The following is a 24880-nucleotide window of genomic DNA, read 5'->3' as shown; positions in this document are numbered from 1 at the left end:
CGGGGGTCAGATCCCCGGCAGCATCAGAAACAGTTTAATCACCAGCGCATTGGCGATATCGATAAAGAATGCGCCTACCATCGGCACAATCAGAAAAGCGAGATGGGACGGGCCAAACCGCCCGGTGATCGCCTGCATATTGGCGATCGCCGTGGGCGTCGCCCCCAGCCCGAAACCGCAATGCCCGGCCGCCAGTACCGCCGCATCATAATTTTTCCCCATCACCCGGTAGGTGACAAACACCGCATAGAGCGCCATCGCCAGCGTCTGCACCGTCAGGATCACCAGCATCGGCACCGCCAGCGCAGAGAGCTCCCAGAGTTTCAGGCTCATCAGCGCCATCGCCAGGAACAGCGACAAACTGACGTTCCCCACCACCGAGACGGCGCGGTCAAATACCCGGTACAGCCCGGTCGCGGCGAGCAGGTTGCTGAGCACCACACCGATAAACAGCACGCAGACAAAGGTAGGCAATTCGCAGGGCGTGCCGTGCAGGAGCCGGGCGAGATAGCTGCCGGCAGAGAGACAGATGGCGATCATCGCGATGGTTTCGATCAGCACCAGCGGCGTAATCAGGCGGCCGGCCAGCGGTTTTTCGAAGGCGCTGGGTGTGGCGAGATCTTCCGGGCAGCCCTCCGGCGTGGCGGAGTGTTTCACCAGGTAGCGCGCCACCGGGCCGCCAATCAGCCCGCCCAGTACCAGCCCAAAGGTGGCGCATGCCATCGCCACTTCCGTGGCACTGCTGAACCCGTAGCGCTCAGTAAAGACTTTGCCCCAGGCGGCACCGGTGCCGTGGCCGCCGGAGAGGGTAATCGAGCCGGAGAGCAGCCCGGTCAACGGGTTCAGCCCCATCAGGGCTGCCAGCCCGATGCCCAGCAGATTCTGCACCAGCAGCAGCCCTACCACCACACCCACGAAGGAGAACAGCGCTTTGCCGCCTGTCCGCAGGCTGCTGATGTCCGCATTCAGGCCGATGGTGGCAAAAAACGCCAGCATCAGCGGCTCTTTCATGGCGTTATCGAATGTCAGCTCCCAGCCAAAACACTGTTTGGCCGCCAACAGTGCCAGCGCCACCACCAGCCCACCCGCCACCGGCTCAGGAATGGTATAGCGGTTGAGCAACGGCACAGACTGGACGCATTTGCGCCCCAGCAATAACACCAGCGTGGCGGCAACCAACGTGCCGAAGGTATCAAGTTCAATCATAAAAGCGCTCCCGGGAAATGATAAATATTCGCTATATCAATCTATTATTGTTATACCCACAAAAAGAGAGGGGTAAGCCGCAGGGATTAAAAACCCAAAGCCACGCTAAAAGCAAGGGTAATGCCCGGTGACCCACCGGCTCAGGCGGGGAAAATTTCCTCTGCGCTGCATGGCAAACGTTTGCTTTTTGCCGGGCGGGATCATTAAAATGCCCCCTTTGCCGCCCAGGAAACCATGATGAGCCTGCAAACCGCTGAGCGGGATAACGCCGCTGCCGCCACCTCCCGTAACAGTGAACTGATCTACCGGCTTGAAGACCGGCCGCCGCTGCCGCAAACCCTGTTTGCCGCCTGCCAGCACCTGCTGGCGATGTTTGTCGCGGTGATCACCCCGGCGTTGCTGATCTGCCAGGCGCTCGGCCTGCCGGCGCAGGATACGCAGCACATCATCAGCATGTCGCTGTTTGCCTCCGGCCTCGCCTCTGTTCTGCAAATCAAAACCTGGGGGCCGGTGGGTTCCGGGCTGCTATCGATTCAGGGCACCAGCTTTAACTTCGTCAGCCCGTTGATCATGGGCGGTATGGCGCTGAAAAACGGCGGCGCGGATGTCCCGACCATGATGGCGGCGCTGTTCGGCACGCTGATGGTCGCCTCCTGCACCGAGATTGTGCTCTCCCGCTTCCTGCATCTGGCGCGCCGGATCATCACGCCGCTGGTCTCCGGCATTGTGGTGATGATCATCGGCCTGTCGTTGATTCAGGTGGGGCTGACCTCGATTGGCGGCGGCTACAGCGCGATGAGTGACCACACCTTCGGCGCGCCGAAAAACCTGCTGCTGGCGGCGGCGGTGCTGGCGGTGATTATCCTGCTTAACCGCCAGCGTAACCCTTACCTGCGGGTGGCGTCGCTGGTGATCGCCATGCTGGTGGGTTACCTGCTGGCCTGGGCAATGGATATGCTGCCGGCCACCGCAGCCGCGAGCGCGCCCTCCGCCTGGGTGGTGCTGCCGATGCCGCTCTACTACGGGCTGGGCTTTGACTGGAGCCTGCTGCTGCCGCTGATGCTGATCTTTATGGTGACGTCGCTCGAAACCATCGGGGACATTACCGCGACGTCAGATGTCTCTGAGCAACCGGTGTCCGGGCCGCTCTATATGAAGCGCATCAAAGGCGGGGTACTGGCAAACGGCCTGAACTCCCTGCTCTCGGCGGTGTTTAACACCTTCCCAAATTCCTGCTTCGGCCAGAATAACGGCGTGATCCAGCTGACCGGCGTCGCCAGCCGCTATGTCGGTTTTGTGGTGGCGCTGATGCTGGTGGTACTCGGCCTGTTCCCCGGCGTCAGTGCGCTGGTGCAGCACATTCCAGAGCCGGTGCTGGGCGGAGCGACCATTGTAATGTTCGGTACCATCGCGGCCTCCGGTGTGCGCATCGTGTCACGCGAGCCGCTGAACCGCCGGGCGATCATGATTATCGCGCTGTCGCTGGCGGTCGGGCTGGGTGTCTCGCAGCAACCGCTGATTTTGCAGTTCGCGCCGGACTGGGTGAAAAACCTGTTCTCTTCCGGCATTGCCGCCGGCGGTATCACGGCGATTGTCCTGAACCTGATCTTCCCGCAGGAAAAATAACGCCCCGCCCTGCCCGCCTCTCTACGGCCGGTGTGTTCACACATCGGCCGTTTTTTATGAATTGTGTTTCGCGGCGCTCTTGTGATAACCGGCTGATTACGGCATAAACAGGGTTAACTTTTTGGGCGACGTGGATTGGGCGATGAAATTTCTCGGAAAGCTGCTGCTGACCGTATTGCTGCTGTGTGTTTTGGTGATCGTACTGGGGTATGTGGTGATGCAGACCCAGTGGGCGGCGGGGTGGGTCAGCCGCTGGGTCAGCGCGAACAGTGACTACCGGCTTACAATAGGGAAAATCAGTCACTCATGGTCGGCACCGTCGGCCCTGACGCTGAAAGATGTCCGGCTGGCGCGTGCCAACCAGCCGGAGATGCTGAACGCCGGTGAGGTGAGCCTTGGCCTCGACTGGCAACAGTTCAGCCAGCCGGGTTATTTCGATCGCCTGACGCTGCGCAACGGCAGCCTGAACCTCAGCAACCCCAATGCCCTGTTGCCGGTGCAGGCCAATCTGCTGCAACTCAGTAATATGCAACTGGTGGCCGGGATTGACCGGCTTTCCGTGACGGCCCGGCAGGTTGACGCCGGTATCGCCCCGTGGCACCCCGCGCCGGGCCAGGTGCTCGGCAATGATGCGGAGTTCCAGCTGAGCGCCGGTGAGCTGACCCTCAATGATATCCCCGCCTCGCAGGTGCTGGTGCAGGGGCGCATCCAGCAGAACCGGTTGCTGCTGAATAATGTTGGTGCGGATTTCTCCCGCGGCCAGTTAACCGCCAACGCCAGCCGCGAAGCGGACGGCTCCTGGAATATCAACAACCTGCGCCTGAGCAACATCCGCCTGCAATCCCCGCATCCGCTGGCGACTTTCCAGCAGGATTTTGAGGCGCTGCCGAAAATCACCCTGCAACGGCTGGATGTGATCGACGCGCGCCTGCAGGGGCCGGACTGGGCCTTTAACGATCTCGACGTCACCCTGCAGAATATGACCTTTGATCATGGCGACTGGCAGAGCGAGGACGGTTCCATTGCCTTTAATGCCAGTGACCTGATTAACGGCAGCCTGCACTTTACTGACCCGATTGTGGACCTGGCGTTTGACCAGCAGGGCATTACCCTGAAACAGCTGAGCACCCGCTGGCAGAATGGCCTGCTGCGCACCACCGGCCACTGGTCGCGCACCGACCGGCAGTTACAGCTGGATGAGCTGGTGGTGGCCGCGCTGGAATATACCCTGCCCGGCGACTGGCAGGCCTTGTGGATGAAGCCGCTGCCGGGCTGGCTGGCCGGGGTCTCCGTCAGCAAGCTGACCGCCAACCGCAACCTGATTATTGATGTGTCGCCGGACTTCCCGTTCCAGCTGACCGCGCTGGACAGCACCGGCAACGATCTGGTGCTGGCGCGCGATCACCAGTGGGGGATCTGGGGCGGAAAACTGACGCTGAATGCCAGCGAGGCGACGTTCAATAAGATTGATGTCCGCCGCCCCTCCCTGAGCCTGACGGCAGATGCTGACCAGATCGCCGTGACGGAGCTGAGCGCCTTTACCCAGGCGGGGTTGCTGGAATCTACCGCCACGCTGGGCCAGCAGCCGCAACGGTTGTTCAGCGCCACGCTGACGGGCCGCGCGGTGCCGCTGTCGCTGGTGCAGAACTGGGGCTGGCCGTCAGCACCTGCCGGCGGTGACGGCTCATTCCAGGTGCAGTTACAGGGGCAACTCGCTGCCGGCACGCCGTTGAAAGCGGGGCTGAACGGCCGCCTGTCCGCCACTGACGCCCAGGGGCAGCAGATCACCCAGCAGATGGTCAACGGCACCGTTACCGGCGCTGCCCCGGCCCCGGCCGCCCCGGCAGCAGAACCACTGCCGCAAAACCTGCTGTTGCCGCAGAACCTGACGCCGTCACCCTGATGGCGTGACACAACGTAAAACGGGTGGCCTGCGCCACCCGTTTTCTTTTATACCTGCTATACCTGCGCCTCAGGGAGCGCCCAGCTCCGACCCGCCTTTTTCCAGCGGTTCATAGGGTTTGGCCGGTAACACGATGTAGGTGCCTTCAAACACTGCCCCCTGCTCCTCATCCCCAAACAGCGCCACGTCGAGCTGCACCCGCGCCTTGCGGCCGCGCGCCAGGCGGTCGAGGTCACCGCTGATGGAGCCGAGATCCGCCACGGCCCGCGGCCGCCCGCTGACCGGTTTGCTGTAACGGATATGGGCGTCAGCCAGGATAATCGCGCCGCCCAGGTGGCGCTCACGCAACAGCAGCCAGATCAGCCCCCAGCCGGTGAGCGTCGCCAGGGAAAAAAGGCTGCCGGCGAACAGGGTGTGGTGCGGGTTCTGGTTGCCGGTTTCGGGCATGGTGGTCACAAAGCGCTGGCCGGTGTATTGGCTGATGCGCACGCCCATTTTTTCACTGAGCGGAATGTGTTCATACCACGCCTGCTGGAGTTGCCCACACCAGTCGGGCCGGTGCAGGATGTCATCCAGCGTCGCCACCGGTTTGATCATCAGGAAATGGCGCACCGGCGTGGTTTGCGGTGCGATGATTTCGCCCTGGTTCACAAAGCCCAGCGAGGCGAAGAACTCGACCGCATCTTCGCGTGCGCTGCACACCACCCGCTTTACGCCCTCCTGGCGCGCCACGGACTCCAGCGTCATCGCCACCAGCGTGCCCAGCCCTTTGCTCTGAACGCCCGGGTCTACCGCCAGAAAACGGATCGAGGCTTCATTGTCCGCGTTGATGTAGAGCCGCCCGGCAGCAACGATTTTCCCGTGCTCATCCACCACCATCTGGTGGTGGGCCATCGCGTCGTAGGCATCTTTTTCCGAGCCGATCGGCTGATGCAGCGGCTTGCGTAACATCTCCCAGCGGAACTGGTAGTACTCTTTCAATTCCTGTTCAGTAACAGGTACTCGCAGGTGATACATAGACACAGTCTCTCATTGAATTCGCTAATCAGAACCGCCGGCTGCCCGGTCTCTTGTTGTTATCGATCGATAGGGCTATACCTGTAACCAGAAGGTTACCGGCCCGTCGTTCACCAGCGCGACTTTCATGTCTGCGGCGAAGCGCCCGGTTTCGGTCGGGATACCCTGCTCCCGGCACTGGCCGGTAAAGTAGTGATAGAGCCGCTCCGCCTCGGCAGGTGCCGCGCCGCGTGAGAAGCTCGGGCGCATCCCTTTCTGGGTGTCGGCCACCAGGGTAAACTGCGACACCACCAGCAGGCTGCCGCCGCTCTGGCGGAGATTCAGGTTCATCTTGTCGTTCTCGTCGCCAAAGATGCGGTAGCCGATGACCCGCTCGCACAAGCGCGCGGCTTTCTGCTCATCGTCGCCCTGCTCCACGCCCAGCAGCACCAGCAGGCCCGGCCCGATTTCGCCGCACACCTCACCTTCTACGGTGACCGAGGCCTGTAACACCCGTTGAATCAATGCAATCATAACGCCCTACTTCTCCTCTTTGAAAACCATGACTTCGCTGTCCCGCCTGCGGCGCAGGTTACGGTACTCGCCGAGCGATACCGTGATTTCTGCCCCGACCAACACGATACACCAGCTGACATAGATCCAGAGGAACAATATCGGGATGACCGCCAGCACGCCATAAATCAGCTGGTAGGTGGGAAACAGGGTGATATAGAGCGAAAAGAGCTTCTTACCCAGCTCGAACAGGATGCCGGCCACCAGCGCGCCGATCAGCGCATCCCGCCCGGCGACGCGCACCGTCGGCACCAGGCTGTAGAGCAGCCAGAACGATCCCCAGGAGAGCAGCAGCGGCAGCACCCGCAGCAACTGATCAATGACGCTGTGCATCCCCTCGGCGCTCATCCAGTTCAGTGAGAGCAGATAGGAGCTGATGGCGACGCTCGCCCCCACCAGCAGCGGCCCCAGCGTGAGCACCATCCAGTAGACGGCGAAGGAGTAGACGATTGGCCGCGTCTTCTCGCTGCGCCAGATCTTGTTCAGCACGCTGTCCACCGCCGCAATCAGCAACAGGGCGGTGACAATCAGCCCGCAGGCCCCGATGGCCGTCATCTGGCTGGTGTTCGACATAAACTGCTCCAGATAACGCTGGAGGTTATTGCCGGCGGCGGGCATGAAGTTGGCAAAAATGAAATTTCTGACCTGCGCGCTGATCTGCGAAAACACCGGGAAGACCGAGAGCAGGGAGAAGGCCACGGTGATCAGCGGCACCAGTGACAGCAGCGAGACATAAGCCAGATGACCCGACAGCAGCAGCAGGTCATCATGCTCGATGCGTTTGATCAGGATTTTCAGGTAGCGCACGCTGAAGCGAAAGGCCGCCAGCGTGCGCGCAGGGTTAAACCTTAACTTCACCATAGGCCTTATGGCTCCGGACAGTAGGCCAGCACGCCTCAGGAAAAGTACGCCGGGACGGTGCCGGCATCGGTGACCAGCACACCCTCAATACCCAGCGCGCGGGCGGCCTCGACGTTATCCAGCGAGTCATCGAAGAAGACCGCCTGCTCCGGCGTCACCGCCTCACGGCGTAACACATACTGGTAGATGCCCGGCTCCGGCTTGCGCATACCGATCTCCTGCGACAGGTAGATGGCATCGGCCGCGGCGCGGACTTCCGGGTACTGCTCCGGCCAATAGGTGCTGTGCAGGCGGTTGGTGTTGGAGAGCACCACCACCCGGTGGCCCTCGCTGCGCAGCCGGTGCATGATGGCGATGGTCTCTTTGCGCAGCCCGACAAACACCGCCTGCCAGCCGGTAGCGAACTGCTCATAACTCAGGGCTATACCCATTTCGTTACAGAGCTGGACGGCAAAGTCCTCATCACTGATTTCGCCGCGTTCATGGCGGTGGAAAGCGTCGCCCATTGAGAAGCTGGCGTTCAGTGATGCCAGCGGCACGCCGCTCAGATTACTCCACACCCCCAGTACACGCCTGAAGTCGATATCAACAATCACATTCCCTAAATCAAAGATATACAACATGGCACACTCCTGATGTTGCGATGCGGTTTCTCACTGTAGCGGGAAAGTGTAGACCTGAACAGGCACCGGTGTGGCAGAAGCGGGGAAAGTTTGCCCGGGCGGGGCCGCGCACAAAAAAAACAGGGCACCCGAAGGTGCCCTGTGTTTACTGTAACGGCTGAAGTGGCGAACGCTTACGCGTCTTTCGGGCCACGGCTGGCGCGTTTACGGTCGTTCTCGGTCAGGTGACGTTTACGGATACGGATTGACTGCGGCGTCACTTCTACCAGTTCGTCGTCATCGATGAACTCGATAGCCTGTTCCAGCGTCATTTTCTGCGGTGGAACCAGGGTGGTCGCTTCGTCAGTACCGGACGCACGCATGTTGGTCAGTTTCTTACCGGTCAGGCAGTTCACGGTCAGGTCGTTGGAACGGCTGTGAATACCGATGATCTGGCCTTCATAGACTTCCGCACCGTGGCCGAGGAACAGCTTACCGCGATCCTGCAGGCCGAACAGGGCGAAGGCCACTGCTTTACCCTGGCCGTTAGAGATCAGTACGCCGTTCTGGCGCTGGCCCACTTCGCCCGGACGCACGTCGTCGTAATGGCTGAAGGTGGAGTACAGCAGACCGGTACCGGAAGTCATGGTCATGAATTCGTTACGGAAGCCGATCAGGCCACGGCTTGGGATCACGTAGTCGAGACGTACGCGGCCTTTGCCATCCGGGTCCATGTTTTTCAGGTCGCCTTTACGCTCACCCATCGCCTGCATCACAGAACCCTGGTGGGTTTCTTCGATGTCGAGGGTCACGTTTTCGAACGGCTCCTGCTTACGGCCTTCGAATTCGCGGAAGATAACTTTCGGGCGGGATACCGCCAGCTCGTAACCTTCACGACGCATGTTTTCGATCAGTACCGACAGGTGAAGTTCACCACGGCCGGATACGCGGAATGCGTCAGCGTCTTCGGTTTCTTCAACGCGCAGTGCCACGTTGTGCACCAGCTCTTTGTTCAGACGCTCCAGGATCTGGCGCGACGTCACAAACTTACCTTCTTTACCGCAGAACGGTGAGGTGTTGACGTTGAAGAACATGGTCACGGTCGGCTCATCCACGCTCAGTGCCGGCAGCGCTTCCACGTTCTGCGTGTCACAGATGGTGTCAGAGATGTTCAGCTCGCCCAGGCCGGTGATCGCGATGATGTCGCCGGCTTCAGCCACGTCAGTCTCGATACGCTCCAGGCCCAGGTGGCCCAGCACTTTACCGACTTTCGCGTTGCGGGTTTTGCCTTCGCTGTCCACGATGGTGACCTGCTGGTTCGGCTTCACTTTACCGCGCTTGATACGGCCGATGCCGATCACGCCCAGGTAGTTGTTGTAGTCCAGCTGAGAGATCTGCATCTGCAGCGGCGCGTCAACTTCAACCTGCGGTGGGGATACACGGTCAACAATCGCCTGGTACAGCGGGGTCATGTCGTCAGCCATGTCGGTGTGATCCAGGCCGGCGATACCGTTCAGCGCAGACGCATAAATCACCGGGAAGTCCAGCTGCTCGTCGGTCGCGTCGAGGTTAACGAACAGGTCGAACACCTGATCCACAACCCAGTCAGGACGCGCGCCAGGACGGTCAACTTTGTTGATAACTACAATCGGCTTCAAACCATGGGCAAAGGCTTTCTTGGTTACGAAGCGGGTTTGCGGCATAGGGCCATCCATCGCGTCTACAACCAGCAGCACCGAATCCACCATGGACATGACGCGCTCTACTTCACCACCGAAGTCGGCGTGCCCTGGGGTATCAACGATGTTGATACGGTAGTCATTCCATTTGATGGCGGTGTTTTTCGCGAGGATGGTAATCCCACGCTCTTTCTCCAAATCGTTGGAGTCCATCACGCGCTCAGTCGCTTCGGTACGGGCATCAAAGGTACCGGACTGTTGCAGAAGTTTATCAACCAGGGTGGTCTTTCCATGGTCAACGTGCGCGATGATGGCGATGTTACGCAAATTTTCGATCACAGCTTTGCCTCAGGCATTTAGAAATAACGCGCTATTGTACACGTATTAAGCGAGCTACTAAACAAGATCACAGCACTCTGTGTAAAACAACCTGAGTCCGGTTAGTTTGTGATCCCTTTCACGGTGCAATGATCGCAAAATGAGCCGATTGCGCACCAAAACAGCGCACGATTTTTGCTCATATGCACTATTTTAGTGCAAAAAACCCGTTATGGTGCATACTTCCCGGAGCAGAAAGGCACGAAAAGAGGGATATTTCGGCACTTGGAAAAGTTGGCACACTTCTCGCTTAGATTCAGGCAGAGCGAAAAAAGTCTGATCAGGGTGAAAACGCCTTACAAAAGGTGAGCCGCCAGTCTGTTACGGTATTCGTTCCACGACGACAAAAAAATCCGGGAGAAACTAGTATGTCCGCTGAACACGTTTTGACGATGCTGAATGAGCATGAAGTGAAATTCGTAGACCTGCGTTTCACTGATACCAAGGGTAAAGAACAGCACGTCACCATTCCATCCCACCAGGTGAATGCCGACTTCTTCGAAGAAGGTAAGATGTTTGATGGTTCCTCCATCGGTGGCTGGAAAGGCATCAATGAGTCAGACATGGTTCTGATGCCGGATGCCAGCACTGCGGTGCTTGATCCGTTCTACGAAGAATCTACCCTGATTATTCGCTGCGACATCCTTGAGCCGGGCACCATGCAGGGCTATGACCGCGACCCGCGTTCCATCGCCAAGCGTGCGGAAGAGTTCCTGCGCTCCTCCGGCATTGCCGACACCGTGCTGTTCGGGCCGGAGCCGGAATTCTTCCTGTTTGACGACGTGCGTTTCGGCAGCAGCATCTCCGGCTCCCATGTCGCGATCGACGACATCGAAGGCGCGTGGAACTCTGCGACCAAATACGAAGGCGGCAACAAAGGCCACCGCCCGGCAGTGAAAGGGGGTTACTTCCCGGTGCCGCCGGTTGACTCCTCTCAGGACCTGCGCTCCACCATGTGCCTGACCATGGAAGAGATGGGCCTGGTGGTTGAAGCCCACCACCACGAAGTTGCGACCGCCGGTCAGAACGAAGTGGCAACCCGCTTCAACACCATGACCAAGAAAGCGGACGAGATCCAGATTTACAAATACGTGGTACACAACGTGGCCCACGCCTTCGGCAAGACTGCAACCTTCATGCCGAAACCGATGTTCGGTGATAACGGCTCCGGTATGCACTGCCACATGTCGCTGTCCAAAAACGGCAACAACCTGTTTGCCGGCGACAAGTACGGCGGCCTGTCTGAAATGGCGCTGTTCTACATCGGCGGCATCATCAAACACGCAAAAGCGATCAACGCCTACGCCAACCCGACCACCAACTCCTACAAGCGTCTGGTCCCGGGTTATGAAGCACCGGTGATGCTGGCGTACTCCGCCCGTAACCGTTCTGCCTCTATCCGTATCCCGGTAGTGGCCAGCCCGAAAGCGCGCCGTATCGAAGCCCGCTTCCCGGACCCGGCTGCCAACCCGTACCTGGCGTTCGCTGCCCTGCTGATGGCCGGCCTTGACGGCATCATCAACAAAATCCACCCGGGCGACGCGATGGACAAAAACCTGTATGACCTGCCGCCGGAAGAAGAAGCAGAAATTCCAAAAGTGGCCGGTTCTCTGGAAGAAGCGCTGGCTTGCCTGAGCGAAGACCGCGAATTCCTGACCCGCGGCGGCGTATTCACCGATGACTCCATCGATGCGTACATCGACCTGCGTAAAGAAGAGATGGACCGCGTGCGCATGACGCCGCACCCGGTTGAGTTCGAACTCTATTACAGCGTTTAAAAACGACTGCGTTTAACCACGCTGAGTAAGACGATTTTTTGTTGCCGTGGAAACTTTCAGCCCATCTCCGGATGGGCTTTTTTCTCCACGCTCTTTCCCGCAACGCGCCGCCATCCGGTAACCTTTTACCTCATGGTCAGGCGACGCGCCCTATACCGATGCAGGAGACTGCTTTATGGCAACTGGCAAGCTGCCCGATGCTGGGCAGATCCTGAATTCTCTTATCAACAGCATTCTGCTGCTGGATGAAGAGTTAGCCGTTCATTACGCCAACCCCGCCGCCCAGCAACTGCTGGCGCAGAGTTCGCGCAAACTTTTTGGTACCCCCCTGCCGGATTTACTGGGTTACTTCTCGCTCAATATCGACCTGATGCGCGAAAGCCTGAATGCCGGGCAAGGTTTCACCGATAATGAAGCCACGCTGGTGGTGGATGGTCGCGCACATATCTTCTCGCTGACCGCCCAGGCGTTACCGGAAGGCTTTATCCTGCTGGAACTCGCCCCGATGGACAACCTGCGGCGGCTGAGCCAGGAACAGCTCCAGCACGCCCAACAGGTTGCCGCGCGCGATCTGGTCCGCGGGCTGGCCCATGAGATTAAAAACCCCCTCGGCGGTTTACGCGGCGCGGCACAGCTGCTGTCAAAAGCGTTGCCCGACCCCGCCCTCAATGAGTACACCAAAGTGATTATCGAACAGGCCGACCGCCTGCGGAATCTGGTGGACCGTTTGCTGGGGCCGCAACGGCCGGGGCAGCACATTACCCAGAGCATCCATCAGGTGGCGGAGCGCGTTTGCCAGCTGGTGTCGCTGGAGAAGCCGGACAACGTCACCCTGATCAAAGATTATGACCCCAGCCTGCCGGAGCTGGCGCACGACCCCGACCAGATTGAACAGGTGCTGCTCAATATCACCCGCAATGCCCTTCAGGCACTGGGTGAAGAGGGCGGCACCATTACCATCCGCACCCGTACCGCCTTCCAGATCACTCTGCATGGCGTGCGTTACCGCCTGGCAGCGCGTATCGATATTGAAGATGACGGCCCCGGTGTGCCTTCCCTGTTGCAGGATACGCTGTTCTATCCAATGGTAAGCGGCCGCGAAGGCGGCACCGGCCTTGGCCTCTCCATTGCACGGAATCTGGTTGACCAGAATTCAGGGAAGATTGAATTTAACAGTTGGCCGGGACATACCGAATTTTCGGTGTTCCTGCCTATTCGCCAGTGAGGTTTGCTATGCAACGAGGGATAGTCTGGATCGTCGATGACGATAGCTCCATCCGCTGGGTGCTTGAACGCGCGCTCACTGGAGCGGGGTTAAGCTGCACCACTTTTGAAAGCGGCAACGATGTGCTGGATGCCATCGCCACCCAAACCCCTGACGTTTTGCTGTCTGACATCCGGATGCCCGGCATGGACGGGCTGGCATTACTGAAACAGATTAAACAGCGCCACCCGATGCTGCCGGTGATTATCATGACGGCCCACTCCGACCTGGATGCGGCAGTCAGCGCCTATCAGCAGGGGGCATTCGATTACCTGCCGAAGCCGTTTGATATTGATGAGGCGGTGGCACTGGTTGAGCGCGCCATCAGCCACTATCAGGAGCAGCAACAGCCGGCGCGCAGCCAGCCGGTGAGCGGCCCGACGGCAGACATCATCGGCGAAGCGCCGGCGATGCAGGATGTGTTCCGCATTATCGGCCGCCTGTCACGCTCGTCGATCAGCGTGCTGATTAACGGCGAATCCGGCACCGGCAAAGAGCTGGTGGCCCACGCGCTGCACCGCCACAGCCCGCGCGCCAAGCTGCCGTTTATCGCGCTGAATATGGCGGCGATCCCAAAAGACCTGATTGAGTCCGAGCTGTTCGGCCATGAGAAAGGGGCGTTTACCGGCGCTAACCAGATCCGTCAGGGGCGCTTTGAACAGGCCGACGGCGGCACGCTGTTCCTGGATGAGATCGGCGATATGCCGCTGGATGTGCAGACCCGCCTGCTGCGCGTGCTGGCGGATGGGCAATTCTACCGCGTCGGCGGCTATGCGCCGGTCAAGGTGGATGTACGTATCATCGCCGCGACGCACCAGAATTTGGAATTGCGGGTTCAGGAAGGGAAATTCCGTGAAGACCTTTTCCACCGCCTGAATGTGATCCGCGTGCATCTGCCGCCGCTGCGCGACCGCCGTGAGGATATTCCGCGGCTGGCGCGTTACTTCCTGCAGGATGCCGCCAAAGAGCTGGGGGTGGAGGCCAAAAACCTGCACCCCGAGACGGAAACGGCCCTGACGCGCCTGCCCTGGCCGGGCAATGTCCGCCAGCTGGAGAACACCTGCCGCTGGCTGACGGTGATGGCCGCCGGGCAGGAGGTGTTGATTCAGGACCTGCCCAGTGAGCTGTTTGAAACCAGCCCTCCGGAGAGCGGCGGCCAGAGCCTGCCGGACAGCTGGGCCACGCTGCTGGCACAGTGGGCCGATCGCGCCCTGCGTTCCGGCCACCAGAACCTGCTCTCTGAGGCGCAGCCGGAGATGGAGCGCACCCTGCTGACCACCGCCCTGCGCCATACCCAGGGGCATAAACAGGAGGCCGCGCGCCTGCTGGGCTGGGGCCGCAACACCCTGACGCGCAAGCTGAAAGAGCTGGGCATGGAGTAAGCGCACCGCGCGGCGTTGTGTGACGCGCGGGTAAACCTCTTTACATGAAAAAACAGCCGCTGATGCGGCTGTTTTTTTATCCGGCAGGCGTCAGATCACCCGTGAGAACTGCTGCTGGCGTGCCTGCCGGCGCAGGTAGCGGTCAAAGCACATGCAGATATTACGGATCAACAGCCGCCCGCGCGGCGTCACCTTCAGCCCGTCCTCCCGCAGCGCCACCAGCCCATCCCCGGCCAGCGGTGCCAGCAGCGCCAGATCCTCGGCAAAGTAATCCCGGAAACTTATGCCGTACTGCTGTTCAAGCGGGGCAAACGCCAGGCTGAAGTTACAGATCAGCGTGCGGATCACATCCCGCCGCAGGCAGTCATCCTGCGTCAGCGTCAGGCCGCGCCACAGTGCCTCGCCCCCGGCTTCTGCCCGCGCATAATAGGCTTTGAGATCTTTTTCATTCTGCGCGTAGCTGTCCCCCAGCATACTGATGGCCGACACCCCCAGCCCCAGCAGGTCGGTATCGCCCTGGGTGGTGTAGCCCTGGAAATTGCGGTGCAGCTTGCCTTCGCGCTGGGCGATCGCCAGTTCATCATCCGGCCGGGCAAAATGATCCATACCGATAAACTGATAGCCCGACTGCGTCAGGAAGGCGATGCTCTGTTGCAGGATCGCCAGGCGCTGCGCCGCATCCGGCAGATCGGTCTCTTTGATTTTCCGCTGGGCGGCAAACAGCGACGGCAAGTGGGCATAGTTAAAGACGCTCAGGCGATCCGGGCTGAGTTCCGCTACCCGTTGCAGGGTGTAAGCGAAGCTCTCCGGCGTCTGCTTCGGCAGGCCGTAGATCAGGTCGATGTTGGTTGAGCGGAAGCCCAGTTCACGCGCCCGCGCCACCAGTGCAAAGATAAAGGCTTCATCCTGTTCGCGGTTAACCAGCCGCTGCACCTGTTTGTCAAAATCCTGTACGCCCATGCTGAGGCGGTTAAAGCCCTCTTCCCGCAGGTGATCCAGCACATCCAGCTCAATTTCGCGCGGGTCAACTTCCAGCGACTGCTCAACCTCCGGCAGGAAGGTAAAGTGAGTACGCAGCAGGGCCATCAGGCGGCTGATTTGCGCCTTGTCGAGATAGGTCGGCGTGCCGCCGCCCCAGTGCAACTGGCTGACCCGGCGGCCCCGGAACAGCGGCGCGCGCTGGCGGATCTCCTGTTCTAACCGCACCAGATACTGTTCAGCTTTATGCCGCTGGCGCGTGACCACTTTGTTGCAGCCGCAGAAATAACAGAGTTTATGGCAAAACGGGATATGGACGTACAGCGAGAGGGGGCGATCGGGGTAACGTGCCGCGGCACGCTGAAAATCAGCGGCGCCGAAATCCTGATGGAATTCCAGCGCCGTCGGGTAGGAGGTATAACGCGGCCCTGACTGGTTATACTTTTGGATCAGGGCGGAATCCCAGATAACAGCCTGCTCAGACATCTCATTCACTCCTTCCGGTATCGTTGCCTACCGGGTCGGGGAAGCGGTGAGCGGTTCACCTGCCTGGCCGCGGTAGCGCTGCGCAAACGGGCTTTACGTTGCGAGAGCCGCCACAGTTTACCCAATAACCCCACCATATAACACATAAGCAGCAGGGTTATTACCGGGATAATCCAGGCCATGAATCAGTGAGTGTCTTTCGGGGTTCCACGCTTGAGCAGCTGGTACATGTCCTCTTTCGGCTCGTCTTCGTCGATGATGTCATCGTCGTCGTCGCCCAGCTCAATGCCCAGCAGTTCCATCAGCACATCAATACGATCCAGGGTCTGATCGACAAATGCCTGATCTTCCGCGTTCAGGGTTTCGCCGTCGTCCAGTTTATCCAGCAGGGCATCCAGACGCGGGTCGTTCTCCAGCAGCGTCAATTCCTCTTCCGGTGACAGGCGCGGTTTGGCCTCTTTCTGCGGCCTGGCGGCTTTTTTCGGCGTGTTGCCGTACACCGTCTCGACCACCAGCGGCACCGCTTTTTTGCTGCCTAAACGCGGGTCACGTTTTTCCTGGGTGGCCGTTTTTTTCTGTTCGGTCTCCCCGGTTGCGCGAGAGCCGGGCGCGTGGCCGCGGCGCTTTTTCTGGCGCTTACGATCGCGGGCTTCTAAATCCAGCTCGGCACGGCTTTTTTTCTTATTTTTGCTGTTCGGGGCCGCGGCTTTTGCACGGGGCATTTTGGATGGCTGGTTCATGGCTTCTGCTCTCAGGGGGAAATCATTTCAGTATAGAATTGCGGCGGAATCTAGCAGAAAGCGGGCAAAGAAAAAAGGCGGCAGGAGGTCCCGGCGCCTTTTTATCTGCTTCCTTATCAGGGAAGCGCTGTTTTTGCCCTGCCGCCCGGCAAAATTCCTTTTTATCCGGGCAGAAGGCACCTCCCTGTTACGCCCCGTCCCTGCGTGCTCCCCGTACCGGCATCATCCTTTACCGGCCGTTTCCACTGCATCCTGCCTGCACATCCCGGTGCGCTTCCCTCTGATGCTGCCCTCCCGGCAACAGGTGACACGCCTTGTCTGCTCTCCCTGGCCTCCCCGCTTCCTGATGGGAAGGCTGCGCGCCTGCGCGTCCTGTTACCGGATACTTTACGGCAAACGCTTCCTGTCTCCACCCCACCTGGATGGCTGCTATTTCAGGTGTTTTACCTAATTCTATGAAACTATTAACATTATCTTTAACGCTCTCGCTATTATCAGCGAATGCTGCCACACCGGATAGCCGATCGCTTACAGCCCACCCGCAAAATGCCTGCATTTACGCCGCCCACAGGGATTAAAACCCACAAACATGCCGCTTTTAGTAACGATGCAGTTATAATCGCCAGCCAGAGATATTTAGCCTTACGGAGACCACATTTTGACCAGCCGAACTTATAACTATCAGGTGACCCACTTTGTCACCAGTGCTCCGGACATCCGGCACCTGCCTGCGGATGAAGGCATTGAAGTTGCATTTGCCGGGCGTTCCAACGCGGGGAAATCCAGCGCGCTGAACACCCTGACCAACCAAAAGAGCCTGGCGCGTACCAGTAAAACGCCGGGCCGTACTCAGCTGATCAACCTGTTTGAGCTACAGCCGGGCCTGCGCCTGGTTGACCTGCCGGGTTATGGCTATGCCGAAGTCCCGGAAGAGCTGAAGCGTAAATGGCAGAAAGCGCTGGGTGAATACCTGCAAAAGCGTAACTGCCTGAAAGGCCTGGTGGTGCTGATGGACATCCGCCACCCGCTCAAAGACCTCGATCAGCAGATGATTCAGTGGGCCGTGGCGGTCGATCTGCCGGTGCTGGTGCTGCTGACCAAAGCGGATAAGCTGGCATCCGGTGCGCGTAAGGCGCAGCTGAACATGGTGCGCGAAGCGGTACTGGCGTTCATGGGTGATATTCAGGTAGAGGCGTTCTCGTCGCTGAAGAAGATTGGCGTCGATAAACTGAGCCAGAAACTGGACACCTGGTTCAGCGAGCTGCCGCCGGCCGTTGCCGATGAAATGGGTGACGAAGAAGCGTAGTTGCAAAAGCCCTGAGACAAAAAAAGACAGCCGGTGTGCTGTCTTTTTTTATAGCTGCCGGAAAAAGGCAGGCGGGCTGCGTTTTGCCCAATAAAAAACGCCCCAGTCAATACTGACTGGGGCGGCTAAATATTCAGCCAAATCCGATTACGTGAAGTAAAAGGTCTGAAAGATAGAACATCTTACCTCTGTACCCTACACCGCTAACTCTACAACATTTTTTCAAAGGGCAAAAGAAATTTTTGTAGTTTACTTACACAATATCCGGCGTTTTTGCGGCATATATCGTCATATCTTCTGCTTATGATGTAGCTTAATTACAAAAAATGCTTAGGTTATGGCCGTTTAGTGCGCCTGATCCCAGTTTTCCCCTACCCCAACCTCGACCTGTAACGGCACGTCCAGTTGCATGCTCTGCTCCATCAGCGACCGGATCTTCTCTGACGCCTCGTCCAGCACAGACTCATGCACTTCAAATACCAGTTCATCGTGCACCTGCATGATCATCCGGACGTGCGGGTCTTGTTGCTGTTGCAGCCAGGCGTCCACGTCGATCATCGCACGCTTGATGATGTCAGCGGCGGTGCCCTGCATCGGGGCGTTGATCGCGGCACGTTCCGCCCCTTTACGGCGCATGGCGTTTTTCGAGTTGATGTCCGGCAGGTAGAGCCGGCGGCCGTCCAGCGTGGTGACATACCCTTTGTCCGCAGCCAGTTTACGCGTGCGGTCCATATAGGCCAGTACGCCAGGATAGCGCTCAAAGTATTTGTCCATGTAACGCTGAGCTTCGTTGCGCGGGATGTTCAGCTGGCGCGACAGGCCGAAGGCGCTCATGCCGTAGATCAGGCCGAAGTTAATCGCCTTGGCGCTGCGGCGCTGGTCACCGGTGACGCTCTCCAGTGACATACCGAACACTTCCGCCGCCGTGGCACGGTGGATGTCCTCACCGGCCGCAAAGGCCTCCAGCAGCCCTTTGTCCTGCGAGAGGTGCGCCATGATGCGCAGCTCAATCTGGGAGTAGTCCGCAGCCACGATCTTGTACCCTTCCGGCGCGATAAACGCCTGGCGGATGCGCCGCCCTTCCTCATTGCGCACCGGAATGTTTTGCAAGTTCGGATCGCTGGATGAAAGCCGCCCGGTGGCCGTGACCGCCTGATGATACGAGGTGTGCACCCGGCCACTGGCCGGGTTGATCATCTGCGGCAGCTTGTCGGTATAGGTGGATTTGAGCTTCGCCAGGCTGCGGTATTCGAGAATCACTTTCGGCAGCGGGTAATCCAGCGCCAGTTCGGCCAGTACCTCTTCATTGGTGGACGGCGCGCCGCCCGGCGTCTTTTTCAGGATCGGCAATTTCTGTTTGTCGTACAGGATCGCCTGCAACTGCTTGGTGGACGACAGGTTGAACGGCTCTTCCGCCAGTTCGTGCGCCTTGCTTTCCAGCTCGCCCAGGCGCCCGGTCAGCTCCACCGAATGCGCTGCCAGAATCGACTTATCGATTAATACCCCGGTTCGCTCCATGCGGGACAGCACCGGCACCAGCGGCATCTCGATTTCACGGAAGACGTTCGGCAGCCCTTCGCTGGCTTCAATTTTGGGCCACATTGCCTGATGGAGTTGCAGAGTGACATCCGCATCTTCCGCGGCGTAGTGGCTCGCCTCTTCCAGCGCAATCTGGTTAAAGGTGAGCTGATTTTTACCTTTGCCGGCAATCTCAACAAAGCTGACGGTGGTATGGCCCAGATGGCGATCGGCCAGCGTATCCATGTCATGGCGGCTGGAGACGCTGTCCAGCACGTAGGATTCCAGCATGGTATCGAAGGCGATACCGCGCAGCTCAATGCCGTAGCGCTTCAGGACGCCCTGATCAAACTTCAGGTTCTGGCCAATTTTCAGCGCTTTTTCACTCTCCAGCAGCGGCTTGAGCTTTTGCAGCACCAGGTCGAGATTAAGCTGATCGGGCGCATCAATGTAATCGTGGCCAACCGGCAGATAAGCCGCTTTTCCTGGCTCGATAGCAAAAGACAAGCCCACCAGATTCGCGGTCAGGGTATCGAGGGAGTCGGTCTCGGTATCAAACGCGAACTGTTCTGCCGCCGAGAGCTTCTCCAGCCACGCATCCAGTTCCGCCTCGGTCAGCAGGGTCACGTACTCATCCTGCGCCAGCTGGGCGCGTTCTACCTCCGGCACCGGCACATCGATGTCGATTTCATCCGCGCCACGGCTGCCTGACGTTGGGGCTTTTTTGTTAATCAGCCATTTGCCGGCATCCAGATCGCTGGCCCAGCGTTTGAACTCATAATGCTGGAACAGCGCACGCAGTTCGTCCGTGGCCGGGGCCATGACATTCAGCTCATCGCAGGTGACATCCAGTTCCACATCGGTCTTGATGGTAGCCAGTTGGTAGGAGAGGTAGGCCACCTCTTTGTTTTGCTCCAGCTTCGCCGCCATGGTCTTCGCGCCACGGAAGCTCAGGCCGGCGATGCCCTCCAGATTGTTGTAGAGCGCATCCAGCCCACCGATGCCTTGCAGCAGCGCCTGTGCTGTTTTCTCACCCACGCCCGGCACGCCCGGAATGTTATCGGAGGAGTCGCCCATCAGCGCCAGGAAATCGATGATCAATTCCGGCGGCACGCCGTATTTGGTGATCACCTCTTCAGGGCCGAGGATCGCGTTATTCATGGTGTTGATCAGCGTGATATTCGGTGTGACCAACTGGGCCATGTCTTTGTCCCCGGTACTGATCAGCACTGCATGGCCGGCTTTTTCCGCCTGCAGGGCCAGCGTGCCGATCACATCGTCCGCTTCCACGCCGGAGACCGCCAGCAACGGCAGCCCCATCGCTTTCACCATATTATGCAACGGGGCGATCTGGGCGCGCAGGTCATCCGGCATCGGCGGGCGGTGCGATTTATACTCAGCAAAGAGTTCATCACGGAAGGTCTTGCCCTTGGCATCAAACACCACGGCGACATGGCTGGGCTGGTACTGCTGCAACAGGCTCTTGAGCATGTTGATCACGCCATACATCGCGCCCGTCGGCTCACCGGCGGAGTTGGTCAACGGTGGGAAGGCGTGATAGGCGCGGTAGAGGTAAGAGGACCCATCAACCAGGATCAGGGGATTTTCTGCAATATGTGCCATAGCGACTCTTTTCGTCATCGGTCAATCTACTAAGGATGCCATAGCTGGCGAGAAAGGCGAACCTTTGGCGGCCTGACGCCCCGATCAATCCGATCATTTGCGCACTGATCCGCAGGATCAATATTGTGGATAACTTTGTGCATAAAAGATCACGCAAATGCGACACCGGGTATTTTACCCGGCGTTATTTGGTTTTTTAGCTTATAAATCATAAAACTATGTGAGATCAAAACGCCAGGATCGCTTTTTTTAGCGTTATAGCCAATGTGGATATAACTTTATACAGATTTCCGTTTTGCCTGAAACGGTTAAATAAGCGCCGGTGCAATTAATGCGCTTTTCCCCAGCCGCAGACACTCCTTTTCATATTTTCTTTCTGTTGTGGCTCTTGTTAACACGGCTTATTTATCAACACAGCAGCAGGCGGCAATCGGGTTACGGGAACAGAGGGATGAGCGGGAAGCGTATAAAAATAGCGAGTCAGGGCAACGTTATGACGCCATAAAAAAATGCCGGATAATCCGGCATTTTCAATGTCATCACAGGGATATTATTTTTGCGTCAGCAGGAAGTTCACAACATCAGAGTATTGCTTGCTGTAGATATCCATCGAGCTCATATCCAGGCCATCATTTTTGACCATATATTTGCCGTTAACAAAGATGGAAGGCACACCCTGAAGGCCCATGTCAGCTGCGGCTTTTTCCTGCTGTACAACCAGGGATTTCACTACAAAGCTGTTCCAGGCAGAGTCATACTCTTCTGAGGTCACACCGGCCTGAATAAAGACTTTTTTAATATCATCCGGCGTCTGTACTACCTGGGTTTTCTGCACGGCATCAAACATCAGCGGGGCAACTTTCTCTTCTACGCCCAGGGCGATTGCCACTGCCCACGCCTGCGTCATCTCTTTACCCAACGGGCCAAGGAACTCAACGTGATATTTGGTCACTTTGGTGCCCTGAGGAAGATTCTTTTTAATGGTGTCAGAGATATGATAAATCTTTTCGAACTGGTAGCAGTGCGGGCAATAGAACGAGAAGAACTCCAGTACCTGCGGCTCTCCCGAAACCGGCTTATCCAGGGTGACGAATTGATCCCCATTTGAAAATTGCGCGGCCGAAGCACTGAATGCCAGCACCATTCCCACCAACGCTAAAAATATCTTCTTCATAATTCCTTGTTCTCCGTTGATATGACTATTAATACATAGGCGTTAATTGCAGAGGCGGTTCCTGCAATTGGTTAAGCTGCTCCCTGAAAACCGCCGTCTGGCGCTCCCAGAAACTTCCCTCTGTCATCCACGGGAAGCTGCGTGGGAACGCAGGATCTTCCCAGCGACGCGCCACCCAGGCCAGATAATGCACCATCCGCATGGCACGCAGCGGCTCAATCAGTGCCAGTTCACGCTGATCAAACCCGCTGAATTCTTCATAGGCTTCCAGCAGGATGTCGAGCTGGATCCGTTGCTCCGCCTTATCCCCATGCAATAGCATCCAGAGATCCTGTACCGCAGGCCCGTTACGCGCATCATCCAGATCCACAAAACAGGGGCCGTCACGCCACAGGATATTCCCGGGGTGGCAATCCCCATGCAGACGCAATGGCTGCCACTGGGTATGCCAGTGCTGCTGAATCGCGTTGATAAGGTTGTCTGCTGCCGCCAGAAAGGCGTGGCGCTGACCATCGGGGATAAGTGCGCACGTTTCCAGTACCTGCCGGGGATGGATCACATATTCATCCAGCCCCAGGGTTGGGCGCGCCTTGAACACGTCCTGGCTGCCAATCTGATGGATACGGCCAAGATAACGCCCTACCATCTCCAGCTGATCGAGATTATCTACTTCATATTGCCGGCCGCCTGCGCTGGGGAACACCGCAAAAAAGTAACCGTGATAAGCGTTCAGGGTATCACCGGCAAGAGACAATGGAGCAATGAGCGGGATTTCCGCCTCATTTAACGCTGCTGCATAGGCGTGCTCTTCACGCAATTGCGCTTCGCTCCACCGTTCCGGCCGATAAAATTTTACGACGTAGCGCTGACGGGATTCTCCCATAAACTGGAAAACCCGGTTTTCATAGCTGTTGAGTTCAGTCAGGCCGGATTCGGCATAAAGACCCACATGCTGTAATGCATCCAGAATGAGATCCGGCGTCAGGGCATGGAAATTAAAGGCAGGGGTTGTCGTCATAGGCTCATGGGGTGAAACGTTTAATAGGGAAAGGCACTGTCATTACTCTTTAATGACGCCGCGGGCCCGCAAAATAGCTGTTTTAAAATCCTCTTCGTAGTCTTTTTTCAGGCCGGGAATAACCTCAGTCTGCGCGCTGCCCCGCATTTTAAGATGATAAATTAAGGTGTCATCTGTCATATCGGTTATTTTGCCCTGAAAACCACTCTCTTGTGCCAGCTTTTGCAGGAATTGCAGCAAATTAAGATCGGCGTCTTTTTCCCATGCCGGCTGAAGCAACGCAATCAGTTCATTGATCCGATGGCTATTCATGACAATGCCCTTTCTCTGGAGGAAACGGACAAAGTAGCAGGGATGCCCTTCGAGTAAAAGGGCAGGAGTTGTCAATAAAAGTAAATCATTCCCCCTGACCCGCATGGCGTTACAATTGTAATATCAGTGAACAGGAGGCGATGACGTGATACCAACAGCGATCACCGGGGTCATACTTTGCGGCGGGCAGGCGACCCGCATGGGCGGAAATGATAAAGGGTTACTCCCTCTACATGGCAAACCCCTTTATCAGCACGTCGCAGACCGCCTGCAGCCGCAGCTGACAACAATCATCCTCAGTGCTAACCGCAATCTGGCTGAGTATCGCCAGGCTTATCCTGCCTATACCGATACCTTTCCCGGCTTTGCGGGGCCGCTGGCGGGCATATTAACCGGGCTACAAAAGAGTGAGACGGAGTGGGTCGCTTTTGTGCCTTGTGATGTCCCTTTTCTGCCAACCGATTTGATTGCGCGTTTATGGTCGGGGCGTCAGCAGGCAGCAGCCGTTTATGCCCATGATGGTGTACGCGCGCATCCGACGTTATGCCTGTTGCATCGGCGCATTGCACAACCCCTTGAGCAATTCCTTCAACGGGGCGACCGTAAGCTGATGCTCTTTTTTGAACAAGCTGAAGCACAGGCCGTTTATTTCCGCGAGCAGCCGCAGGCGTTTCAAAATATCAATACGCCTTCAGATCTACAGGAAAGAACACGATGACAGTGCCGTTATTGGGTATTGTCGCTTACAGCGGCACAGGAAAAACAACACTGCTCAAACAACTGATCCCTTTACTGACGCAACAGGGAGTCCGGGTAGGGTTGATTAAACATAGCCATCATAATGTGGATGTCGATACGCCAGGCAAAGACAGCTATGAGCTGCGTAAGGCGGGTGCCTTACAAACGATGGTTGCCAGTTCCCAGCGCTGGGCCTTGATGACGGAGACGCCAGAGGAGGCTACGGAGCCGGATCTCTTCTCTCTCGCCAGCCGTTTTGACAGCAGCAAGATCGATCTCATTTTAGTGGAAGGGTTCAAACACGAGCCTGTTCCCAAAATTGCCCTTTACCGCGCTGAGGTGGGTAAGCCAATAGATGATCTTATTGATCAACATGTTATTGCACTTGCAAGCAACAGGTCGGTAACGGCTGGCATTCCTGAGTTAGATCTTAATCAGCCGCAGCATATCGCGGCTTTTATCCTGCGCTGGTTAACTGAAAAGTCATAGATTTGCCGAAATGCCGTGGTTGTATAAGGCCGGTAACAGGAAGGAAAGGGAAAAGATCAGAAAGGAGGAGGATAGTATGCGTTTTTATACACAGGCTTTCCTGCCTGACAGTTAACTATGCCTGCTGGATTAATGGTTTTGTACCCTGAGCTTAAGCTTTCTTATAAATTTATCCCAAAGCAAAAAGGCCATCCTTGCGGATGGCCTCGTGCTTGATTTGATGCCTGGCAGTTCCCTACTCTCGCATGGG

At 57.7% G+C, this 24880-nt stretch carries 21 protein-coding genes; 8 read left to right on the top strand and 13 right to left on the bottom strand.

The genetic code is table 11. The features are described from left to right. Nucleotides 1–6: 6 nt before the first annotated feature. A complete protein-coding gene (gene gltS, locus CYR32_RS14850; RefSeq protein WP_101825770.1) occupies nucleotides 7–1206 on the bottom strand; it encodes a sodium/glutamate symporter in 1200 nt (399 codons plus the stop codon). Nucleotides 1207–1443: 237 nt separating this feature from the next. On the opposite strand from gltS, the gene CYR32_RS14845 reads away from it, so the two are divergent. Both CYR32_RS14845 and CYR32_RS14840 read left to right on the top strand, forming a co-directional pair. Further along, on the top strand, nucleotides 1444–2832 hold the full coding sequence (locus CYR32_RS14845) for a nucleobase:cation symporter-2 family protein (protein WP_101825768.1): 1389 nt from the start codon (nucleotides 1444–1446) through the stop codon (nucleotides 2830–2832). Nucleotides 2833–2974: 142 nt separating this feature from the next. Next, nucleotides 2975–4735, top strand: coding sequence for an AsmA family protein (locus CYR32_RS14840; RefSeq protein ID WP_101825766.1), 1761 nt, complete (start codon nucleotides 2975–2977; stop codon nucleotides 4733–4735). A gap of 69 nt (nucleotides 4736–4804) precedes the next feature. Here the strand turns inward: CYR32_RS14840 and fabY are convergent, their stop codons facing one another. The 5 genes from fabY to typA all read right to left on the bottom strand — a co-directional run bounded on the left by fabY (nucleotide 4805) and on the right by typA (nucleotide 9785). After that, on the bottom strand, nucleotides 4805–5752 hold the full coding sequence (fabY, locus tag CYR32_RS14835) for a fatty acid biosynthesis protein FabY (RefSeq protein ID WP_101825764.1): 948 nt from the start codon (nucleotides 5750–5752) through the stop codon (nucleotides 4805–4807). A gap of 75 nt (nucleotides 5753–5827) precedes the next feature. Next, on the bottom strand, nucleotides 5828–6265 hold the full coding sequence (gene dtd, locus CYR32_RS14830) for a D-aminoacyl-tRNA deacylase (protein ID WP_101825762.1): 438 nt from the start codon (nucleotides 6263–6265) through the stop codon (nucleotides 5828–5830). Nucleotides 6266–6271: 6 nt separating this feature from the next. Then, the gene (locus CYR32_RS14825; RefSeq protein ID WP_479415227.1) at nucleotides 6272–7162 is read right to left on the bottom strand and encodes a virulence factor BrkB family protein; all 891 of its coding nucleotides are present in this window, start codon (nucleotides 7160–7162) and stop codon (nucleotides 6272–6274) included. A 38-nt stretch (nucleotides 7163–7200) separates the two neighbouring features. Then, nucleotides 7201–7788 (bottom strand): glucose-1-phosphatase, encoded by a 588-nt coding sequence (yihX, locus tag CYR32_RS14820; protein ID WP_101825758.1) that lies wholly within the window; start codon nucleotides 7786–7788, stop codon nucleotides 7201–7203. A gap of 173 nt (nucleotides 7789–7961) precedes the next feature. Beyond that, a complete protein-coding gene (typA, locus tag CYR32_RS14815) occupies nucleotides 7962–9785 on the bottom strand; it encodes a ribosome-dependent GTPase TypA (protein ID WP_072931475.1) in 1824 nt (607 codons plus the stop codon). 407 nt (nucleotides 9786–10192) lie between these two features. Between typA and glnA the strand changes: the two genes are divergently transcribed. The 3 genes from glnA to glnG all read left to right on the top strand — a co-directional run bounded on the left by glnA (nucleotide 10193) and on the right by glnG (nucleotide 14248). Beyond that, on the top strand, nucleotides 10193–11602 hold the full coding sequence (gene glnA, locus CYR32_RS14810) for a glutamate--ammonia ligase (RefSeq protein WP_101825756.1): 1410 nt from the start codon (nucleotides 10193–10195) through the stop codon (nucleotides 11600–11602). Between the two features lie 175 nt (nucleotides 11603–11777). Next, nucleotides 11778–12827, top strand: a complete 1050-nt coding sequence (gene glnL / locus CYR32_RS14805) for a nitrogen regulation protein NR(II) (protein ID WP_101825754.1) — start codon at nucleotides 11778–11780, stop codon at nucleotides 12825–12827. Between the two features lie 8 nt (nucleotides 12828–12835). Beyond that, entirely contained in the window at nucleotides 12836–14248 is a 1413-nt protein-coding gene (gene glnG, locus CYR32_RS14800) for a nitrogen regulation protein NR(I) (protein WP_101825753.1), read from the top strand. A 90-nt stretch (nucleotides 14249–14338) separates the two neighbouring features. Here the strand turns inward: glnG and hemN are convergent, their stop codons facing one another. Together hemN and yihI are read right to left on the bottom strand one after the other, a co-directional pair. Continuing rightward, nucleotides 14339–15712 carry an oxygen-independent coproporphyrinogen III oxidase gene (hemN, locus tag CYR32_RS14795; protein WP_101825751.1) on the bottom strand — a complete coding sequence of 458 codons (1374 nt, stop codon included), beginning with the start codon at nucleotides 15710–15712 and terminating at the stop codon, nucleotides 14339–14341. Nucleotides 15713–15897: 185 nt separating this feature from the next. Beyond that, nucleotides 15898–16452, bottom strand: a complete 555-nt coding sequence (yihI, locus tag CYR32_RS14785) for a Der GTPase-activating protein YihI (RefSeq protein WP_101825749.1) — start codon at nucleotides 16450–16452, stop codon at nucleotides 15898–15900. Nucleotides 16453–17110: 658 nt separating this feature from the next. Here yihI and yihA point away from each other — a divergent pair. Next, complete coding sequence (gene yihA / locus CYR32_RS14780) at nucleotides 17111–17758, top strand: ribosome biogenesis GTP-binding protein YihA/YsxC (protein WP_101825747.1); 648 nt, start codon at nucleotides 17111–17113, stop codon at nucleotides 17756–17758. 133 nt (nucleotides 17759–17891) lie between these two features. Here the strand turns inward: yihA and spfP are convergent, their stop codons facing one another. The 5 genes from spfP to CYR32_RS14760 all read right to left on the bottom strand — a co-directional run bounded on the left by spfP (nucleotide 17892) and on the right by CYR32_RS14760 (nucleotide 23403). Continuing rightward, a complete protein-coding gene (spfP, locus tag CYR32_RS22140; RefSeq protein WP_071892919.1) occupies nucleotides 17892–17939 on the bottom strand; it encodes a small protein SpfP in 48 nt (15 codons plus the stop codon). Between the two features lie 164 nt (nucleotides 17940–18103). After that, nucleotides 18104–20899, bottom strand: a complete 2796-nt coding sequence (polA, locus tag CYR32_RS14775; protein WP_101825745.1) for a DNA polymerase I — start codon at nucleotides 20897–20899, stop codon at nucleotides 18104–18106. Nucleotides 20900–21449: 550 nt separating this feature from the next. Further along, the gene (gene dsbA / locus CYR32_RS14770; protein ID WP_101825743.1) at nucleotides 21450–22073 is read right to left on the bottom strand and encodes a thiol:disulfide interchange protein DsbA; all 624 of its coding nucleotides are present in this window, start codon (nucleotides 22071–22073) and stop codon (nucleotides 21450–21452) included. 28 nt (nucleotides 22074–22101) lie between these two features. Beyond that, on the bottom strand, nucleotides 22102–23091 hold the full coding sequence (locus tag CYR32_RS14765) for a serine/threonine protein kinase (RefSeq protein WP_101825741.1): 990 nt from the start codon (nucleotides 23089–23091) through the stop codon (nucleotides 22102–22104). A gap of 42 nt (nucleotides 23092–23133) precedes the next feature. Beyond that, nucleotides 23134–23403, bottom strand: a complete 270-nt coding sequence (locus tag CYR32_RS14760; RefSeq protein ID WP_101825871.1) for a YihD family protein — start codon at nucleotides 23401–23403, stop codon at nucleotides 23134–23136. 145 nt (nucleotides 23404–23548) lie between these two features. On the opposite strand from CYR32_RS14760, the gene mobA reads away from it, so the two are divergent. Together mobA and mobB are read left to right on the top strand one after the other, a co-directional pair. Then, on the top strand, nucleotides 23549–24121 hold the full coding sequence (gene mobA / locus CYR32_RS14755; protein WP_338152919.1) for a molybdenum cofactor guanylyltransferase MobA: 573 nt from the start codon (nucleotides 23549–23551) through the stop codon (nucleotides 24119–24121). Further along, nucleotides 24118–24630, top strand: coding sequence for a molybdopterin-guanine dinucleotide biosynthesis protein MobB (mobB, locus tag CYR32_RS14750; protein WP_101825739.1), 513 nt, complete (start codon nucleotides 24118–24120; stop codon nucleotides 24628–24630). Before mobA ends, mobB begins: the two co-directional genes overlap by 4 nt. The last annotated feature ends 250 nt before the right edge of the window (nucleotides 24631–24880 follow it).

The organism is Chimaeribacter coloradensis (assembly GCF_002858715.1).
GTDB classification, from domain to species: domain Bacteria; phylum Pseudomonadota; class Gammaproteobacteria; order Enterobacterales; family Enterobacteriaceae; genus Chimaeribacter; species Chimaeribacter coloradensis.
This window is presented reverse-complemented; position numbering and strand designations above follow the sequence as displayed.

Excerpts from the sequence above, each read along its gene's own strand:
- gltS (WP_101825770.1), bottom strand. The coding sequence starts at position 1,206 with ATGATTGAACTTGATACCTTCGGCACGTTGGTTGCCGCCACGCTGGTG.
- CYR32_RS14845 (WP_101825768.1), top strand. The coding sequence starts at position 1,444 with ATGAGCCTGCAAACCGCTGAGCGGGATAACGCCGCTGCCGCCACCTCC.
- CYR32_RS14840 (WP_101825766.1), top strand. The coding sequence starts at position 2,975 with ATGAAATTTCTCGGAAAGCTGCTGCTGACCGTATTGCTGCTGTGTGTT.
- fabY (WP_101825764.1), bottom strand. The coding sequence starts at position 5,752 with ATGTATCACCTGCGAGTACCTGTTACTGAACAGGAATTGAAAGAGTAC.
- dtd (WP_101825762.1), bottom strand. The coding sequence starts at position 6,265 with ATGATTGCATTGATTCAACGGGTGTTACAGGCCTCGGTCACCGTAGAA.
- yihX (WP_101825758.1), bottom strand. The coding sequence starts at position 7,788 with ATGTTGTATATCTTTGATTTAGGGAATGTGATTGTTGATATCGACTTC.
- glnA (WP_101825756.1), top strand. The coding sequence starts at position 10,193 with ATGTCCGCTGAACACGTTTTGACGATGCTGAATGAGCATGAAGTGAAA.
- glnL (WP_101825754.1), top strand. The coding sequence starts at position 11,778 with ATGGCAACTGGCAAGCTGCCCGATGCTGGGCAGATCCTGAATTCTCTT.
- glnG (WP_101825753.1), top strand. The coding sequence starts at position 12,836 with ATGCAACGAGGGATAGTCTGGATCGTCGATGACGATAGCTCCATCCGC.
- hemN (WP_101825751.1), bottom strand. The coding sequence starts at position 15,712 with ATGTCTGAGCAGGCTGTTATCTGGGATTCCGCCCTGATCCAAAAGTAT.
- yihI (WP_101825749.1), bottom strand. The coding sequence starts at position 16,452 with ATGAACCAGCCATCCAAAATGCCCCGTGCAAAAGCCGCGGCCCCGAAC.
- polA (WP_101825745.1), bottom strand. The coding sequence starts at position 20,899 with ATGGCACATATTGCAGAAAATCCCCTGATCCTGGTTGATGGGTCCTCT.
- dsbA (WP_101825743.1), bottom strand. The coding sequence starts at position 22,073 with ATGAAGAAGATATTTTTAGCGTTGGTGGGAATGGTGCTGGCATTCAGT.
- CYR32_RS14765 (WP_101825741.1), bottom strand. The coding sequence starts at position 23,091 with ATGACGACAACCCCTGCCTTTAATTTCCATGCCCTGACGCCGGATCTC.
- CYR32_RS14760 (WP_101825871.1), bottom strand. The coding sequence starts at position 23,403 with ATGAATAGCCATCGGATCAATGAACTGATTGCGTTGCTTCAGCCGGCA.
- mobB (WP_101825739.1), top strand. The coding sequence starts at position 24,118 with ATGACAGTGCCGTTATTGGGTATTGTCGCTTACAGCGGCACAGGAAAA.